This window comes from Paenibacillus sp. TCA20 (assembly GCF_000732325.1).
GTDB lineage: Bacteria > Bacillota > Bacilli > Paenibacillales > Paenibacillaceae > Paenibacillus > Paenibacillus urinalis.
This window is the reverse complement of record NZ_BBIW01000006.1, coordinates 264,694-282,303: the sequence shown is the minus strand read 5'-3', so window position 1 is coordinate 282,303 and position 17,610 is coordinate 264,694. Positions and strand designations below refer to the sequence as shown.

The window sequence follows — 17,610 nt, the reverse complement described above, 5'->3', positions numbered from 1 at the left end:
AATATTTTAAAAATATCAAAAATGTTATTGCATTTAAGTTTTATTTGGATTTTAATAAAAGAGGGAATTATGATTTGCTTAAAGGATTAATAATTAAATTAATTTAAGGAGTTGGCATAATTCATGGCAGATAAAGCAAAGATGATCGTCGACAAAGATTTTCGAATCGCAGAAGTGGACAAACGAATTTATGGTTCTTTTATAGAGCATTTAGGTCGTGCGGTATATGGAGGAATTTACGAACCAGGTCATGAGACTGCGGATGAAGCTGGTTTGCGTCAGGATGTATTGGGACTCATCCGGGATCTTCAGGTTCCGATTGTCCGTTATCCAGGGGGCAATTTTGTATCCGGTTACAATTGGGAGGACAGTGTGGGTCCGAAGGAAGACCGTAAACGCCGTCTGGAGCTGGCATGGCGCACAGTGGAAACCAATGAGTTTGGCTTCAATGAATTCGTGGATTGGGCGAAGAAGGCCAATACCGAGGTCATGATGGCCGTTAACCTGGGTACACGCGGAGTCGATGCTGCCCGTAATATTGTCGAGTACAGCAATCATCCTTCCGGCTCCTACTACAGTGATCTGCGTATTAAGCATGGTTACAAGGATCCGCACAACGTGAAGACCTGGTGTCTTGGTAATGAGATGGATGGTCCATGGCAGATTGGACATAAGACGGCAGAAGAGTATGGTAGAGTTGCGCTTGAGGCTGCTAAGGTTATGAAGTGGGTGGATCCAACGATTGAACTTGTTGCCTGCGGAAGCTCCAGCATCAACATGCCGACGTTCCCGGAATGGGAAGCGACCGTGCTTGATCATACCTATGATCATGTAGAGTACTTATCGCTGCACCAATATTATGGCAATCGTGAGCAGGATTCTGCGTTATTCCTGGCGAGATCGCTTGAAATGGATCGTTTTATTGAGACCGTCACGGCAACCTGTGATTATATCAAAGCGAAGAAGCGCAGCAAGAAGAAGATGCTTCTCTCCTTCGATGAATGGAATGTGTGGTTCCACTCCAATGAGAACGACAGCAAGATGGAACCATGGCAAATTGCGCCTCCACAGCTCGAGGACGTCTATAATCATGAGGATGCACTGCTTGTTGGCTGTATGCTGATCAGCCTGCTCAAGCATTCCGACCGTGTGAGAATGGCATGTCTCGCTCAGCTGGTCAATGTCATTGCTCCGATTATGACAGAGAATGGCGGGGCTGCTTGGAAACAAACGATCTATTACCCTTATCTGCATACTTCTGTATACGGTCGAGGTCAGGCCCTTGTGCCGCTGGTTCAATCTCCTAAATATGATACGAAGGAAATTACAGACGTTCCTTACCTTGAAGCCATTGCGATCCATAATGAAGAGGCCGAGGAGGTTACGGTCTTTGCTGTAAACCGCCACCTCAATGAATCCTTGCCTGTGGAAGTGGACTTGCGCAGCTTCGGCCAATGCCAGATCATTGAGCACATTGTGCTTGAAAGCGATGATCTAAAAGCAGTGAATACAGCAGCTCAGCCAGACCGTGTTGCTCCGCATAAGAATGGAAATGCGGTTGTTGATGGTACGACGGTGACTGCGCAGCTGGGTAAGGCGAGCTGGAATGTCATTCGGTTGAAGGTGAGTGCGAAGTAAAGTGTTGAGGTTTTGAAAATGAGTGAGGTGGCTCCAGCTAAGGACGCTGCGAGGTGAATGTGGGTTCGGATCGTAAGTTGTCTGCTGATTCCCGGATTAGACTCAGGCAAGGAAGGAATCAGCAGACAAAAAACGAACGCTGACGCTTCCTCTCTCCACAATCACCTCTTCGCTAATCGCTGGAGGCAAACCTCAAACCATCTTCGCACCCCCTTTTATGGGGAGCGGGGGTGAGGCCAGAGCCGCAAGTATGCGAAGCTCTGGCCTTTTTTTGTAAGTAGTGCTGCGAGGTGAATGTGGGTTCGGATCGTAAGTTGTCTGCTGATTCCCGGATTAGACTCAGGCAAGGAAGGAATCAGCAGACAAAAAACGAACGCTGACGCTTCCTCTCTCCACAATCACCTCTTCGCTAATCGCTGGAGGCAAACCTCAAAGGCACCTTCGCATCCCCTTTTGTGGGGAGGCGGGGGTGAGGCCAGAGCCGCAAGTATGCGAAGCTCTGGCCTTATTTTGTAAGTAGGGCTGCGAGGTGAATGTGGGTTCAGATCGTAAGTTTTCTGCTGATTCCCGGATTAGACTCCAGGCGAGGCATGATGGCGATAATCCTTTTTCTATGATTCAAGTAACGTGTATACTAGTTAAGATTGGAGCTAAGTATTATCTTAAAGAAACAAGCTCCAAAAATAATAGCGAAAAGGTATAAATATGAAATATGAAAACATACACCTGTCTTGTTTGTGGATACAATAATCTGGAAGACCCTCCCATATATGAAACTGGAGAGAAGTCATTTATCGTTTGCCCATGCTGTGGATTTGAGTTTGGCTTTCACGATGATGATCAAGAATACACTTATGAGGGTTATTTAAAAGAGTGGATTCAAAATGGAGAAAATTGGGCTTACCTTCCTAAGCCAGAAAATTTTGATTTACAAAAACAGTTAAAAAATATTAAGCAATAGCTAAAAGAAAGAAGCAGCCGTTACTGGGTGCTTCTTTATCAATTTATACAAATTTAAGCAAAATTTTAAATGCAAAGCATTATCTAAAAACACACTTGACAGGTTGGATTAATTGGTTTAATCTTGCAACAAGACATTTACACCACAACTCATTAAATGAGTGCTCATTAAGTAAATGTTCATTAATTAAGCAATCGTTATTTTAATACTGAAGCATTTGGTATGAAGCGAACGATCAACATTTGATTCATACCATATGCCTAACTAACTCAATACATAACGGTCAGCCGATTGGACCAACCAAAGGCTCCTAACCATCTCTTCCTTCGTGATGCGAATGCATGCGTGAAGAGGTGCTAGGGGCCTTTTTGCATTCCATGGTATGCACCTGAAAGGAGCGATATGCAGGAGAAGGATTGGATTCTACTGGAAGAGGTCGATTATTTGTTCCGCAAAGTGGTTCGAAGATTTGTGAAGGAGAGAGACAAGGTATCGGTGGAAGGCATATCCCTCCCGGGTCTTCTTATCCTGAATACGATCTTGCGCGAAGGTGATCAGCGGCTTGGTGATCTTGCGGAGCAGCTTGATTTTACCTCAGGAGCAGTGACTGCTTTATGTGACAAGCTGGAGGCTAGTGGATTTGCCATACGCAAGCGGAGTGATACTGACCGGAGATCGGTCGTTCTTGGAATTACTCCATCGGGTAATGAAATGATCATGCGGAACAAGGATAGTGGCTCCATTATCATTGATGAGATTTTTGGTTGCTTTACAAACAAGGAGCTTGAGTCTGCTGCCACTTTTCTGAAACGACTGAATGTACAGCTAGAGGGGTTGTCTGACAATGTGATTACACGGATAGAAGCGACTGTGAATCAGATAACCGCTGAATCTGTGAATGAGTATGAGGGTCGATCAGACAGTGAATTAGACAGACCCAATCGATTTATATCCTATTAAAAAATTTCTGCAATTATATGATCCAGTGCTTGTTAAACCACAAATTTGAGGGGAGAAATCAACATGGGACATCCAACCATTTATCCAACAGGGGCAACGGTATATTTGCCAGAGAAGGCATGGGGCGGGTACACGATTTTTCAGGCGGCAGATACGGGAGCGCTGCTTATTGATATGAACGGCAGAGAGGTGCGGCTGTGGAAGGGGCTGAGAGGATTTCCGAACAAGCTGTTTCCAGGCGGCTATGTACTGGGAAGCACGAAGGAGAGAGATCCAAAATACGGATTTCAGGACGAAGCGAATCTGGTTCAGGTGGACTGGGATGGCAATATTGTCTGGAAGTTCGATCGGCAGGAATGGATTGAGGACCCGGATCATGAAGGGGAGTGGATGGCACGCCAGCATCATGATTATCAGCGTGAAGGCAATCCAGTAGGCTATTACGTCCCAGGTCAGGATCCGAAGGTCGACTCCGGCAATACGATCATTCTCGCTCACAAAAATGTACACCGTCCCGAAATATCCGATAAGGAGCTGCTCGATGACATCATTATTGAAGTGGACTGGGAAGGAAACATCGTATGGGAATGGTCAGTGAGTGACCACTTTGAAGAGCTCGGATTCGATGAGGATGCCAAAAGATCGCTTTACCGCGATCCGAATTCCCGCGGCTTTGGTAGTCACGCCGGAGACTGGATGCATATCAATTCAGCGTCTGTTTTAGGACCTAATAAGCATTACGATGCAGGCGATGAGCGTTTTCATCCGGATAATATTATATGGGATGCGCGGGAGACGAATATTATCGCCATTACAGATAAGAAGACAGGCAGCATCGTGTGGAAGCTGGGACCAGACTATGGGACAGAGGAGCTTAAGCAGATCGGATGGATCATTGGACAGCATCATGCTCATCTGATACCTCAAGGATTGCCTGGGGAAGGGAATATTCTTGTATTTGATAACGGGGGCTGGGCCGGCTTCGGAGCTCCGAACCCGGAAGCACCGGACGGCGTAAAGGTAGCACGTCGTGACTACTCCCGAATTCTTGAGATTAACCCGCTTACGCTCGAAATTGAATGGCAGTATACACCGGCAGAGGCAGGATATATTGTACCCCTTGATGCTTACCGGTTCTACAGTCCTTATATCAGCTCCGCCCAGCGCCTTCCGAATGGAAATACACTCATTACCGAAGGAGCAGATGGCCGGATCTTTGAAGTTACCCGAGAGCATGAGATTGTGTGGGAGTATATATCTCCATATAAAAATAAAATAAATGCCAATATGGTCTATCGTGCTTACCGTGTTCCTTATAACTGGGTTCCCCAGCTGGAACAGCCTGTTGAAGTGGAAATTGCTCCACTGGATGTCGCTGATTTCCGTTTGCCGGGTGCAGCCCCAAGAGGCGCGGTCAGTGCCGTCGAAGTACAGGGAACAGAATCTTATGGAGAAGGGGCCTTCTGTGTAGCGACTCAGGATGAAGTCACGCAGCGAAAGGGCGGGGATCAACATGAGTAAATTAAGAGCGATCATCCGTTATGTAAGCTTGTTTGCTGCCCTTATCCTTACCGTCTCCCTGCTTAGCGGCTGCGGGACTTCTGCAGAAGGGCAAGGCAGTAACAAGCTCAAGCTCCGAATTGCAGATATTTCAACAAATCCGATTTTTCGAGTGGCGAAGAGCAAAGGGATCTTCGATAAACACGGGATTGACGCAGAGCTTGTTACTTTTGCAACACCAGCAGAAGGAATTAACTCACTCTTCATTAAACAGGTAGATGTTGCTTTTGGAGCGGATTATCCGCTTATTAATGCAGTGAGCAAGGGAGACTACTCCATCTTCGCTTCTTCAGGCAGCGCTACCGATCAAGGCGCCAAGGAGTGGAAGCTCTATGTACGCAATGAGATCAAGAGTGCGGAGGATTTAAAGGGGAAGAAGCTGAGCTTCTCCAGAGGTACCTTCATTCCTTACTTATGGGATGTGTATCTGTCTGAGAATGGAGTGTCTTTATCCGAGGTTGAGCTCATTGGCCAAGGCGCATTTGACGAAGCTTATGTCGCTCTTCAAAAAGGAGAGATTGATGCAACCTGGATATACGGAGCCGTGCTGAATGAGAAATTCAGTGCACTGGAGGAAGCTCATGAATTGACAGATATGTCACAGACGCCTGTGCGGCTGGGTACGGGCTTAATTGCAACCAATGAAGTGCTGGACAACAACCAAGAAGGTATGGTTGCATTTCTAAAAGCACTGGACGAAGCTTCTGAATACGCCCAAGCTAATCCTGATGAAACAGCTGATATTCTGTATGAGGAAGTCAAGCAGCCGAGAGAAGCTACGCTGAAGGACCTGCCCAATAATCCATGGAATGTCGGGTTTAGCGAGAAGGCCTATGAAGGACTGGTCGGACAGAAGGAATACATGATCAGTTCGGGTACGATTGAAACAGATTTTGATCTGAAAGAGAAGATTAATCTGAATCTGATTCGCACCGCTTTTCCGGATCGGGTTGAAGTGGAATAAGGAGGGGATACGTTATGAGAGCAGCAGCAAGCGCCAATGAGATCTATATCGAGCAGCTTAATAAGAGCTTTACTCAACAGGCCCAAGGGGAGCTCCATTACATCATTCAGGACGTTAATTTGACGGTCAAAGGAGGAGAATTCTTTATTCTGCTTGGTCCGAGCGGCTGCGGTAAATCTACGTTGCTCAGTCTGATCGCAGGATTCGTGTCTAAGACGTCGGGGCAGGTCAAGGTTGGGGAAAAAGAGGTTGAGCGACCGGGACAGGATCGTGCGGTTGTATTTCAGCAGGCGGACTCTTCCCTGTTCCCTTGGCTTACGGTGAGGGAGAATGTGGAGTTTGGTCTCCGGATGAAGCGGATACCCGCTGCAGCACGCAAGCAAATTTCGGATCAGTATATATCCATGGTAGGGCTTGCCGGTCATGAGCACAAGTTCCCCAGGGAGCTGTCAGGCGGAATGAAGCAGAGAGTTCAGCTTGCCAGAGTGCTATCCAATGACCCTGCTATTTTGCTGATGGATGAACCCTTTGGTGCGCTGGATGCGATGACGAGACGAACGATGCAGCGAGAGCTCGTGAAGATCTGGCAGGAGACAGACAAGACGGTGATCTTTGTAACGCATGATATTCAGGAAGCACTGCTTCTTGGGCAGCGAATCGGCATTATGTCTGCAGGCCCTTCCTCCAAAATAACAGATGTATATGATGTTCCTTTTGCTTATCCAAGAGATTTGTCTGCACCTGAGTTTCATGAAGTCTATAACCAAATTCAATCTCATTTTGATGAATAAAGCGGATATCGGAAGGCGGAGATTGTTATGAGCAAGTATAAAAAAGCAGCACTGCATATCACCTTCTGGTTCGCACTTATTATCCTGTGGCATCTGCTGTCACTTGTATATGAACCAGAAATTCTACCAGGTCCACTCTATACACTGCAAGGCGGCTATGAGCTGTTCATGGATGGCACATTGCTTCAATATATAGGAATCAGCTCATACCGAGTGCTTCTGGGCTGGACCCTTGGCAGCCTTCTGGCTATACCCGTAGGGATTACAATTGGGAAGGTTCATGCGATCCGGCTATTCGCCGAGCCGTTTCTGAATTTTATCCGGTTCATACCGCCGATTGCCTTCATTACATTGTTCCTTGTCTGGTTTGGGATCGGGGAGACGTCCAAAATTATGCTGATTCTGTACGCAACCTTCTTTATCGTCACACTGAATACGCTCACGGGTGTTCTGTCCGTGGAAGAGGATAAGATTCGTTCAGCCAGAAGCATGGGGGCGTCAGAGTGGCAAATTGTTCTTCATGTTATTGTTCCAGCAACCGTGCCTTATATGTTCACAGGGATTCGGTTAGCTATGGGGACCTCCTTCATGGCGATTATTGGCGCAGAGATGATTGCTTCCAATGAGGGAGTGGGTTACCTGATCTGGAACTCACGGCTCTTCTTCCGCACCGACTGGATCTTTGTTGGACTCTTATGCCTGGGGCTCATGGGATTTCTCACGGACCGAATCGTAGGACTGATCGGACGAAAACTTCTCTCCCGTTACGGGGTAGTCAGCTCCAATGCGCTGCGCAGGTAAGGTGAAAAAAGCTTCACGGTACAATGTGACCGTGAAGCTTTTATTTTGGTATAGAGAGGTTCGGCTCTGTTGAACTACAGATTTGGATCCTGCTCCAGATTGTTATTTTGGGATGAAGGCTGCTTCTCAAACACATGAGCTGCTTCTTCAGCAGAAAATTCAGTGTCATTCTCCCCAGGGACTGGCAGCTTGTTCAGCTTCGTGGAGATGACCTCGGCTTCTGTAGCTTGGTTCTTAGATTTGCTCATCAGTAACACACCTCCTCCCATCTCCGCATACTCAAGTATTTTTTCAAGCAGGCCAGAATTTTATACCTGTTCATGCAGGATAAGGAGGTGAGCTATACAATTAGGTATTACTGATTGGCAAATTGCTTGATCATGCCTTGAAGATGAGTCCGCAGGCTGCTCTCACCAGTACGTTCAATGGTGATGAGCGTTTCGGCTTCTGATTCCTGTGGGGTATCATATACGCTCCAGAAATGATTGTCTGTGTGGAGCAGCAGTAATATGCTCTCTGCAGCCGGCAGCTCTTCCTGTGAATAATTCATAATGCTGAGGTTATCCAGGCTTCGTCCGGATGCTTGAAAATCGGTGCACCAGGATACAATCAGATCCTTATCCGCGGCATCGACGGACCATTCGTTAATTAAACGCTCTGCATTATTAAGGGCAGGGTTCTCCGTCAATTGGCTCCATTGTGATTCAGGCAGCTGGAAACGGGAGGAGGTACCAGGCGGTAGCGTACGTGCTTGTCCCACGTATAGACGGTATAATTCTTCTTCCCATTCACTTGGCTCCGTCCAGGTAAAGAGGTGGATGCGCTGATCAATAGATAAATGATAGAGGTATGGATCTCCTGATTCGGTTCCTTTATGGATCGTCAGAACTTTCTCCTGGCCGTCCCAATCGGTGTAGCCTCTGAGCATGCTCCGGCTTTTTGCAAAATGAACAAGCATGTCCAAGAGCTCGGGGACGAATTCAATTTCATTTTCTTCCATACGTACGATGAGGCCTTTGGATAGAAGACTATGTGATGCTGCTCTCAGCACTAGCTCCCATTCATTTTCTTTAAGTTCACCGTACATTGGTTTCAGCAGGCCGGCTGCGACATCATCTGCGCCCAAGGAAGCCAGTGCAAAACCAAACTCTTCGATGGATAACGTAATTAATGATTTGTCCATAAGATCTCCTTTTTGCTAACGATATTTTGGCTGATTAATAGATGATTTTTGCAAGAAAGGCTCTGATAAGAAAAAAGAGGAGACATATTAAAGTGTGCAAAACAACAATTTTACGATGATAAGTTACTTTAGTCATGATCTGCCTCCATAAAATATAGGACAGTTTTGAATAGGTTCAAACTTTTGGAGTGGTCATGATTTTTTTTGTTTATTTTGATTCCAGGCGGAACGAAGCTCTTTTAGTACCTCTGTGTCCTTGTCTTTCAGCAGACTGTAAGTATAAATCCTTTTTTCGGACTTGTCGTTCAGTACAACAAGAAAGTGAGAGGGTACGGGAAGCAGGAATTTATTCATTTTCCCCTCAATGCTCTCAAGCTTCTTGATCTGATGCCAAGAAATGGTTTGATTGTCGTTAAACACAATGCCTTCTTTATTATAGGAAAACAAAATATTGCTGCCGGCTGTCCTGACAGCGCTCCAATAAAAATGAGGGCCCATAAACCAAAAAGCAAGGAAAGCGCCAGAAGCATAATAGAATCTAAAGATCATACTATGCCTGCCATTAATGACTTCCCAGGTAAGAAATAAACCGACAATAATAAACACGAAGCAGATAAGAGTGTTACGTATTGCAGTTTTGCGTTCAAAGGTAACAGAAGTCATGATAGTATACTGCCTCCAAAAGGTTATTTAAACAGCCCGCTGACCCACTTGATTCCTTCTTCCGCAGCCTTGGCAAGATGTCCCCCCGCAACCGAACCAATTGTACCTCCAATATATGCGCCTACTGCTGCACCCGCAGGTCCCAATACGGCTCCAGCTGCTCCACCCAGCACTGCACCGGCGCCGGCTGCAGCAGATTTTATTACGACATTGGATGCAGATACGGCGATATCCGTACCGGTAAGGGTTCCCGCTTTAATTTTTGAGACTGTTTTAACTCCTTCATCGAAGACATTGAGTCCGACGTTAATCGGAAACAGTCTCTTCCCGATCATCTTGGGAATGGCAGATATTTTCATTCCGTATTGCCCTTTGGGTACACCAGCTACAACGTTACGAGTCCACTGAGAGAAACTATTCGCTTTACTGAAGCCGAGCCCAAGCTTACCCATCTTCAATGTCCCTGCGAGCTTATCGAAGCCTTTGAGTCCCTTCATGACAAGTCCAGGATTGCGGAACTGTTTATCCATTCGACGTGCCATGTTTCTAAGAAAAGTATTCGGACCCTTGCCATTGACCCACTTGGCATTATGGACAACTGCCCGGGTAGGATTCTTTGGACTGCGCTTGAATTCAACGGTTTTGGTCAGCACAAGTGTGCTTGCCAAAAGGCTGTACATGCCTGTACCTGCGAGCGCCAAGTTCCCGCGAATGCCGTTAGCAGTACTCCAAGCATTCTCCCCATGATCAAATAAGTTAGACAGGGTTTCCTTCGGATTTTGTCCTTGAGAATTACCGTCCGTATGTATTCCGTTGCCTGCGGTCTGATCGGTTTCGGCAAATTTAACAGCAATGGAGCGAAGCTCGGTTCCAATGGATGCAACAGAAGTGGTGAAGCTCTCCATTTGTCCGCGAGCGACCTGAAATTCTTGAAAGAAACGTTCTTGCGTAATGCCTGCCCATCTGCTCTGCAGAGACAGAATCTGTCCGTTCAGGTTAGAGATCATACTGCTAGTGAGCGTAGAAGCTTGAGCAAATTGCTGTGATATTTCCTGAATTCGTTCAGGAGGGACAACAATTCTAGTCACCTTGTTCACCTCGTTTGTATAGTGGGTTCTTACTTATATAGAAGCTGTGAAGTCATCAACTTGGTATATATACCCATTAATTGTAAGGTCAGAAACGCTGCATTGGCAACGAAAGTCGGATAAAACAGGACTTTTGTAAGAGGCTCGTAATGGAGAACTGCATCCAAAGTCCAGCTTTTGCGTCATGAACCAATAGCCGACTCGGCAGAAAAATCGCGAGTCGGCTCTAGTGGACAGCAGGTCTATCCTGCATCATTATGCGTATGTTCCTTGGAAGCCGTACCGGATTCCAGGGCATGATCGTATAGTTCTCTATAATAGCCGCCAAGCCGCATAAGCTCCGGATGCGTACCAGACTCGACAATGGAACCATCCTTCATGACCAGAATACGGTCTGCATGCATCACGGTGGACAGCCGGTGCGCAATGACGATCGTCGTCCTTCCGGCGGAAACCGAATCAAGTGCAGACTGAACCAGCTGCTCGGTATGGGAATCAAGATTTGCTGTTGCTTCATCCAATATGAGAATGCGTGGCTTGAAGACAACAATCCTGGCAAAGGATATAAGCTGCCGCTCTCCCGCAGATAGTCCGCTTCCTCGCTCTGACAGATGCGTATCATAGCCCTCCGGCAATCTGGAGATCATCAGATCCGCACCCACATAGCTGCACGCCTCGATGACTTCTTCACGGCTGATCTCCTCGCGGAACATCCGTACATTATCAATGATTGAGCCTGAGAACAGGAAGGGCTCCTGTTGAATGAGACCGACAATCCGGTGAAGGCTCTGCTGTGGCAGCCGCCGAATATCGATATCATCGATTAGAATGCTGCCCTCTGTTACATCATAGAAACGGTTCAGCAGAGAGATCACCGTGCTCTTGCCCGCACCGGTCGTTCCTACGACACCAATCATTTCTCCAGGCCGTATCGTAAGATTCAGTTGATGAATGATAGGCTGGTCCGCTGAATAACCAAAGGACACATCGTCGAATGTGATCTTGCCCTTCACTTGATCCGAGTTCAATTTTACGGTATCCACATCCTTCGGATCTGGAATTTCGGGCTCAGTACTGAGAATACTCCATATTCTTTCCATGGAAACGGTGGTGGACTGGAATGTATTCCATTGCATCGTAATTTGGTTAATCGGCTGAAAAAATTGACGGATATAGCTGATAAAGGCGTACAGCACACCGACCTCGAGAGATTTGCCCAGCACAGCCTGCCCCCCTAGCCAGACCATCAATACAAGAGCGATGTTGCCCAGTATATCAAAGGTCCGGTTAAATATAACGTTGGAGCGGACCTGACGAATATTGGCCGAATAGTAGCTTTCATTCTGTTTATTGAACTGCTTCAGCTGCTCCTTCTCCTGATGGAAAGCCTGAATCAAGAACATCCCCGACAGGTTCTCTGCAATAAAGGCGACAAGTCTGGACAGCCGGGTTCTCGCTTGCTGATAAGTCTCCTTCAAATAATTACGGAACAGGACGGCAACGATCGCAATGACCGGAAGTACAGCCAAAGAGTAGGCGGCGAGGGTAACATCCAGCTGGAACATAAAAAAGATAATCATAATGAGCATCATGCCGTCACGAATCAGACTGAGCAGCACCTGAGTAAAGAACTGGCTGATCGTCTCGGTATCACTGGAAACATTCGTGACCAGACTTCCGCTGTGTCTGCGGTCAAAGAAGGACATGGACATTCTTGTGATGTGTTTGAACAAATCCCTGCGCAGCGATGCGACGATGCTCTGTCCGGTAAATTGGAGCAGATTGTTCTGGATATACGTAAATATGAAGCTGATAATGGATAGAACCAAATAAAGAACAGCGATGTAGATGAGAAAACGAAGCTCTGTGTTTCCGATTGCAAGATGATCATCGATCGCGATCTTAATCAGATACGGCTGTGACAGCTCAGCGGCTATACCGAGCAGCGAACAGAAGAAGATGAGTACAAACTTCATCCGGTGCGGCCGGCCATAGCTTAATATTTCACGAAATGCACTCCGATTCGGTTTAGATCCCATGATTTAACCCCTCCTCCTGAATGCGGGCAAGTGATGCATATTGTCCGCCCAGTGACATGAGCTGCCGATGGCTGCCTTGCTCCACGATCCGTCCTTCCTCCAGAACGACGATGAGATCGGCATGCTTGACCGCGCTGATGCGGTGAGAAATGATGAGTGTGGATTTGTTCTTTCGTTCCTTCTTCAAGCTGTTTAATATTCCGGTTTCGGTTACGGCATCGACAGCACTCATACTATCATCAAGAATCAGCAAGGGTGCCTTCTTCATCAGTCCTCTTGCGAGACTGGTCCGCTGACGTTGTCCTCCAGACAAGGTGACCCCGCGTTCCCCGAGAGGGGTATCAAATCGCTTCGGAAACTGGATGATATTATCAAAAATCATCGCCTGCTTCGCCGGTGCTTCTACTTCAGTCTGGGATGCACTGCGGTCGCTGAAGGCAATATTGTCCCGAATCGTCGTGCTGAACAGGAATCCGTCCTGCGGAACATAAGACAATTTGGAACGGAGACTCTCGAGCGTTAATTGCCTGATATCAAGACCGCTGATAAAAACGGTGTTTGCAGGCGGTTCATAAACACGCAGCAGCAGTTTGACGAGAGTACTCTTGCCGCTGCCTGTTCGGCCCACAATGCCGATGGTTTTGCCAGCGGGAAGGGCAAGATTGATATTATGCAGGGCATGTTCCTTGCTTCCGGGATATTTGAAGGATAGATTACGAATCGTAATATCCTCTACCTTGCTTAGAGGAACAGCATCCGGCACTTCTTGGACATCCGGAATTTCAGCCAGCAGGTTATTTACCCGGTCGAGCGATGCGCTGGACCGCTGCATCATATTGATCACATTCCCAATCTGCTGAAGGGGACCCATAATCATGCGCAGATACAGAGTTAGCGCGACGAAGCTTCCCAGGCTGATCGTATTCTGTATCGTCATATAACCGCCGATGACAATGGAGATGACTAGAGACACGGCCCCGAGCAGGGGCAGAAGGGCTTGAAACAAAGAGGACAGCCTTACGAGCCGCAGCTGCTTATCTCGAATAGCATCAACAGAGGCGCCGAAACGGTTCTGCTGGGTCTCCTCTATGGCAAAGGTCTTGGTTACTCGAATCCCGCCCAGCTGCTCTTCAGCGGACTCGGTCATGGATGCAAGTGCTTCCTGCACATGCTTGGATCTCTCGCGGATCCGTGGTCCGAAATAGACAACAAGCACCGGAATGGCAAGCAGTGGACCGACGCTGATTGCAATCAGGGTTAGAGGGATTCCGTCAATCATCATCATGACAATGCAGGATAAGAGCAGAAAGACAGCATTCGTTGTCTGGTTAATTCCATTTGAAATCGCTTCACGTACCGAGGTTACATCGTTCATCACATAGCTGAGCAGTTTTCCCGTACCTTGCTTGGCAAAATATTTCTCACTCAGCTCAGAAAATTTACCGAACAGCTTCTCACGTGTGACGTACTCAAATCTGCGTCCGAGCCGCATAATCATAAATTGACCCAGGCCAAACAGCGCATTATAAGAGATGGCAATGAGGAGCAGCTGCAGGCTGTAATAAACAATTTTTTCCATGGTGAGTGTTTGAAGCTGGAGTTCATCTGTAAAATTACCAACCACACGGGGGAGCAAAGCCTGATCAATATTAGAGATGATAATCAGCAGGATGGCAGCGAGGTAGGAAGGCCAGTGAGAACCGACATAATGGCGAAGCATACTTCGATCTTGCATAAGGCAAGTCATCTCCTTGGCTATTTTTTAGTTAGACACGGCAAGAAAAGGGCAGATGCCTTTTTTATCAAAAAAAGCATGCATGCCCCTTCACATACATAAACGTTTTGTTCGCATTTCTAACCGAAACTAAAGGTATTATGAAATGGATTCATCCGTAAACAACATACATTTAATTCTTATGCATAATACCTTCGTTGTCAAACCATCAATTATGTAAATATCAGTGGAAATAATTTGAGAGACGGATGGAGAGACTTCAATCTAAGGTTAATTAAGGATATGGAGCGAAGAACCTCAGGCAAGTGAAACATTTTGGAGCCGGGGCTCGTTTAGAGTGTAAATAGAGATGGAAAATATAGATTGACTAAAGATGGAGGCTGGTTACTAATGAAGCGTAGAACGATTAAAGCATCTGTAGCTGCAATGAGTATCGCGATGGCACTGGGCGGAGCGTCCGCTTATGCCTTTGATGATGTCAGCTCGAAGGAGCAGTTAAGTCTGTTGGATTCACTGAGAAGCAAAGGAATTGTGAGCGGGGTGACGAGCCAGCTGTTTCATCCAGAGCAGCGGTTGACTGAGGCGCAGGGTATTCAAATGATCGTAAATGCTTATGACCTGAAAGATGAAGCGAATGCTGAAGCCGTACGCTGGTATGATGGAGCAGTGAATGCTGCCAAAGCACACGGTCTGTCCGTTCCTGAACAATTCGATGCGAGTAACAGCTTGACGAGAGAAGTGTTTGCCCAGCTGCTGTATGAAGGGCTGAATACGACAGGAACTTATCCTACGATTCTTCGTTACAACTTCATTGCCGATGGTGACAAGATCAACAAGGAATATGAGGGCTCGATTCAAACCTTGCTGAACATGAATATCGTCAGTTTGAACGATAAGGATGAATTCAGACCGGATGAAGAGCTGACCCGAATGGAGGCAGCAGAAATGGTATTTAACGCACTCAAGGTTGTAGATCGTTATGGAAACGGTGGTGGTTCTGAGGAACAACCAGGTACAGATATTCCAGGGAGCGGCCAGCAGGCTTATGTACCTGAAGTGACTTCCCAAACCGTAGATGAGAAGACGATTAAGGTCAAGCTCAGCTTGGAGCTGCCAAATCCGGGCTATGGACTTGAGATCAAGAAGGTAGAGCTTGGGAAGGATGGCAAAGCGATAATTAAATATCAGATTATCCAGCCAGACCCGGACAAGATGTATCCACAGGTCATTACGGAGCGTACAGCGGAAACCAATATCCCATCCGGATATACGCCGCTCGTAGAGCCTTTTTCATAAAAATGTTCCTGAATATAAAGGAAGCCTCGGAATGTATTCCGGGCTTCTTTTTTGTTAAGATGAATCAGTATCATCACTCAAATGTATTAGAAAGCTGGAGGAGAATCATGATTTTACATAAAGGCGAGATTCTTTTTCGTCAGGGAGATACAGGGCCGCTGTATCATCTTCATAAAGGCTTGCTAAAAATCGTCCGAATTCAGGAGGATGGCAATGCTTATCTCGTTAATCTTATTGTACCCGGAGAAACCATTCCTCATCATAGCCTGATCAGTCCGGGTCCTTGTTTCGGAACGGCTATTGCTCTAACTACATGTGAGATTGAAGTGATCCCTTCCACAGCATGGTATCATGCTTTATCGGAGCAGCCCGCGAAGTATCGGGATATCGCGCTTCTGCTGCAAAATAAGGTTAGAATGATGCAGGAGAGAATGGATCAAATGACAGAGACCAATCCCGCAGAACGGCTTCGCCGGCTTCAGGGCTGGATGGAAGGTTACCTCGCTCCAGAGAAAATGACCGATGTGCTCACCCAATCCGAGATCGGACAGCTGATTGGTCTCCGAAGAGAGACAGTTAACCGCTTGCTGAGAGCAGGTACATCAGAAGAGCAGGGGCCGGACTTATAGCTGCTCCTTGGGTCCGAAGAATTCATAATGCAAATCCTGCTCACATACACCCCAGTCCAGCAGCATGTCCCGAAGACTCTTCATGAACAAGGTCGGTCCGCAGAAGTAAAAATGAGCATCTGTCGTCTGAACGACCTCTGCAAGCCAGGCTGAATCGATTCTCCCTGCTCTGTCGTATCCCTCATCTTCGGATTGAGGATCGCTGTAACAGAAGTAAGCAGACAGACGGTCATGCTCCTGTTCCAGTTGCCTGATCTGTGGTCCCATGGCTTGGACCTTCATGTGCTGAGCTGCATGAATGAACGTAATGTCACGTTCTGCGCCGCTGGCCAGTTCAGCGTGAAGCATGCTGTTGAGGGGAGTGATGCCGATGCCTCCTCCGATGAGCACAAGCGGACGATCATCCTGGATGTCAAGCTTGAAGTCTCCTGCAGGTGCTGACAGCCATAGGGTGTCGCCTGCGTGAATCTGATCGTGGAGATAGCTGGATACTCTGCCCGCAGGTGAATCCCCTCTGGCTGCCTCTTTCTTGACACTGATTCGGTAATGCGGCAGACCGGGAGCGCCCGACAAGCTGTACTGGCGAATTTGGGTATATGAATCACCTGGAATTTCGACTTTCACACTAATGTATTGCCCAGGATCGAACGGAGCGAGCGGCAATTGATCTGCAGGCTGTAAGTAGAAGGAACGGATAATGTCACTTTCGTCCACGGTTTTTACGACCTCAAATGCACGGAAGCCTTCCCAGCCTCCAGGCTGATCTGAAGCCTCCTCATACATTTTGGCCTCCATTTGGATAAATACGTCGGCAATGATCTGGTAAGCATTCCCCCACGCCTCAATAATCTCATCTGTAGCGGCTTCACCCAGTACATCCTTGATCGCCATAAGCAAATACCTGCCAACGATGGGATAGTGCTCTGGCTTTACCCCAAGGCTGCGGTGCTTATGGGCGACTTGGGTAACAGCTGGCAGCACAGTTTCAAGTCGATCAATATATTTGGCAGCAGCATATACCATCGCGGCTAGTGCTGCTTGCTGCTTGCCTTGGCTCTGATTGGCATGATTGAAAATATGGAGCAGCTCGGGATGATGTTCAAACATCAGCTTATAGAACCGCCGTGTAATCTCATTGCCGTGCACTTCGAGCACAGGAACAGTAGACTTGATGGTACGGATATCTTGAGTACTTAACATAAATAAAGCCCCCTTCTGTTGAATTATCTCAAGTATAGAAGAGACATAGGGGGCAACTTGTGATTTGGATCACACCTAATGTGAACAGGAAATGAAGAATAG

16 protein-coding genes are annotated in these 17,610 nt (G+C 47.1%); 9 read left to right on the top strand and 7 right to left on the bottom strand.

Translation table 11 applies throughout. The features are described from left to right. Positions 1-123 precede the first annotated feature (123 nt). From TCA2_RS14190 to TCA2_RS14160, 7 genes are all read left to right on the top strand, one after another. Entirely contained in the window at positions 124-1,638 is a 1,515-nt protein-coding gene (locus TCA2_RS14190; protein WP_047912249.1) for an alpha-N-arabinofuranosidase, read from the top strand. A 712-nt stretch (positions 1,639-2,350) separates the two neighbouring features. Then, the gene (locus tag TCA2_RS14185) at positions 2,351-2,599 is read left to right on the top strand and encodes a hypothetical protein (protein WP_047912248.1); all 249 of its coding nucleotides are present in this window, start codon (positions 2,351-2,353) and stop codon (positions 2,597-2,599) included. A gap of 402 nt (positions 2,600-3,001) precedes the next feature. After that, positions 3,002-3,559, top strand: a complete 558-nt coding sequence (locus TCA2_RS14180; RefSeq protein WP_047912247.1) for a MarR family winged helix-turn-helix transcriptional regulator — start codon at positions 3,002-3,004, stop codon at positions 3,557-3,559. Positions 3,560-3,622: 63 nt separating this feature from the next. After that, positions 3,623-5,080, top strand: a complete 1,458-nt coding sequence (locus tag TCA2_RS14175) for an aryl-sulfate sulfotransferase (RefSeq protein ID WP_047912246.1) — start codon at positions 3,623-3,625, stop codon at positions 5,078-5,080. Continuing rightward, complete coding sequence (locus TCA2_RS14170; RefSeq protein WP_047912245.1) at positions 5,073-6,083, top strand: ABC transporter substrate-binding protein; 1,011 nt, start codon at positions 5,073-5,075, stop codon at positions 6,081-6,083. Before TCA2_RS14175 ends, TCA2_RS14170 begins: the two co-directional genes overlap by 8 nt. Before the next feature lie 14 nt (positions 6,084-6,097). Continuing rightward, entirely contained in the window at positions 6,098-6,874 is a 777-nt protein-coding gene (locus TCA2_RS14165; protein WP_047912244.1) for an ABC transporter ATP-binding protein, read from the top strand. 27 nt (positions 6,875-6,901) lie between these two features. Continuing rightward, entirely contained in the window at positions 6,902-7,675 is a 774-nt protein-coding gene (locus tag TCA2_RS14160) for an ABC transporter permease (protein WP_047912243.1), read from the top strand. Positions 7,676-7,749: 74 nt separating this feature from the next. Here the strand turns inward: TCA2_RS14160 and TCA2_RS26960 are convergent, their stop codons facing one another. From TCA2_RS26960 to TCA2_RS14130, 6 genes are all read right to left on the bottom strand, one after another. After that, positions 7,750-7,923: a hypothetical protein gene (locus tag TCA2_RS26960; protein ID WP_193746051.1), complete on the bottom strand. Its 174-nt coding sequence runs from the start codon at positions 7,921-7,923 to the stop codon at positions 7,750-7,752. A 107-nt stretch (positions 7,924-8,030) separates the two neighbouring features. Continuing rightward, positions 8,031-8,858, bottom strand: coding sequence for a hypothetical protein (locus TCA2_RS14150; RefSeq protein WP_052512002.1), 828 nt, complete (start codon positions 8,856-8,858; stop codon positions 8,031-8,033). A 192-nt stretch (positions 8,859-9,050) separates the two neighbouring features. Continuing rightward, the gene (locus TCA2_RS14145; protein WP_047912241.1) at positions 9,051-9,521 is read right to left on the bottom strand and encodes a DUF5381 family protein; all 471 of its coding nucleotides are present in this window, start codon (positions 9,519-9,521) and stop codon (positions 9,051-9,053) included. A 23-nt stretch (positions 9,522-9,544) separates the two neighbouring features. Next, the gene (locus TCA2_RS14140; protein ID WP_047912240.1) at positions 9,545-10,609 is read right to left on the bottom strand and encodes a WXG100 family type VII secretion target; all 1,065 of its coding nucleotides are present in this window, start codon (positions 10,607-10,609) and stop codon (positions 9,545-9,547) included. Positions 10,610-10,851: 242 nt separating this feature from the next. After that, positions 10,852-12,648, bottom strand: a complete 1,797-nt coding sequence (locus TCA2_RS14135; RefSeq protein WP_047912239.1) for an ABC transporter ATP-binding protein — start codon at positions 12,646-12,648, stop codon at positions 10,852-10,854. Continuing rightward, the gene (locus TCA2_RS14130; protein ID WP_047912238.1) at positions 12,638-14,383 is read right to left on the bottom strand and encodes an ABC transporter ATP-binding protein; all 1,746 of its coding nucleotides are present in this window, start codon (positions 14,381-14,383) and stop codon (positions 12,638-12,640) included. The genes TCA2_RS14135 and TCA2_RS14130 overlap by 11 nt, the downstream gene beginning before the upstream one ends. A 390-nt stretch (positions 14,384-14,773) precedes the next feature. On the opposite strand from TCA2_RS14130, the gene TCA2_RS14125 reads away from it, so the two are divergent. Together TCA2_RS14125 and TCA2_RS14120 are read left to right on the top strand one after the other, a co-directional pair. Then, entirely contained in the window at positions 14,774-15,679 is a 906-nt protein-coding gene (locus TCA2_RS14125; RefSeq protein ID WP_047912237.1) for an S-layer homology domain-containing protein, read from the top strand. Between the two features lie 107 nt (positions 15,680-15,786). Continuing rightward, positions 15,787-16,308: a Crp/Fnr family transcriptional regulator gene (locus tag TCA2_RS14120; RefSeq protein WP_047912317.1), complete on the top strand. Its 522-nt coding sequence runs from the start codon at positions 15,787-15,789 to the stop codon at positions 16,306-16,308. Here TCA2_RS14120 and hmpA read toward each other — a convergent pair. Continuing rightward, positions 16,303-17,532 (bottom strand): NO-inducible flavohemoprotein, encoded by a 1,230-nt coding sequence (gene hmpA / locus TCA2_RS14115; RefSeq protein ID WP_274520938.1) that lies wholly within the window; start codon positions 17,530-17,532, stop codon positions 16,303-16,305. The two genes, TCA2_RS14120 and hmpA, sit on opposite strands and share 6 nt — an antisense overlap. Positions 17,533-17,610 lie beyond the last annotated feature (78 nt).

Excerpts from the sequence above, each read along its gene's own strand:
- TCA2_RS14175 (WP_047912246.1), top strand. The coding sequence starts at position 3,623 with ATGGGACATCCAACCATTTATCCAACAGGGGCAACGGTATATTTGCCA.
- TCA2_RS14160 (WP_047912243.1), top strand. The coding sequence starts at position 6,902 with ATGAGCAAGTATAAAAAAGCAGCACTGCATATCACCTTCTGGTTCGCA.
- TCA2_RS14165 (WP_047912244.1), top strand. The coding sequence starts at position 6,098 with ATGAGAGCAGCAGCAAGCGCCAATGAGATCTATATCGAGCAGCTTAAT.
- TCA2_RS14120 (WP_047912317.1), top strand. The coding sequence starts at position 15,787 with ATGATTTTACATAAAGGCGAGATTCTTTTTCGTCAGGGAGATACAGGG.
- TCA2_RS14130 (WP_047912238.1), bottom strand. The coding sequence starts at position 14,383 with ATGCAAGATCGAAGTATGCTTCGCCATTATGTCGGTTCTCACTGGCCT.
- TCA2_RS14135 (WP_047912239.1), bottom strand. The coding sequence starts at position 12,648 with ATGGGATCTAAACCGAATCGGAGTGCATTTCGTGAAATATTAAGCTAT.
- TCA2_RS14180 (WP_047912247.1), top strand. The coding sequence starts at position 3,002 with ATGCAGGAGAAGGATTGGATTCTACTGGAAGAGGTCGATTATTTGTTC.
- TCA2_RS14150 (WP_052512002.1), bottom strand. The coding sequence starts at position 8,858 with ATGGACAAATCATTAATTACGTTATCCATCGAAGAGTTTGGTTTTGCA.
- TCA2_RS14125 (WP_047912237.1), top strand. The coding sequence starts at position 14,774 with ATGAAGCGTAGAACGATTAAAGCATCTGTAGCTGCAATGAGTATCGCG.
- TCA2_RS26960 (WP_193746051.1), bottom strand. The coding sequence starts at position 7,923 with ATGAGCAAATCTAAGAACCAAGCTACAGAAGCCGAGGTCATCTCCACG.
- TCA2_RS14145 (WP_047912241.1), bottom strand. The coding sequence starts at position 9,521 with ATGACTTCTGTTACCTTTGAACGCAAAACTGCAATACGTAACACTCTT.
- TCA2_RS14170 (WP_047912245.1), top strand. The coding sequence starts at position 5,073 with ATGAGTAAATTAAGAGCGATCATCCGTTATGTAAGCTTGTTTGCTGCC.
- TCA2_RS14190 (WP_047912249.1), top strand. The coding sequence starts at position 124 with ATGGCAGATAAAGCAAAGATGATCGTCGACAAAGATTTTCGAATCGCA.
- TCA2_RS14185 (WP_047912248.1), top strand. The coding sequence starts at position 2,351 with ATGAAAACATACACCTGTCTTGTTTGTGGATACAATAATCTGGAAGAC.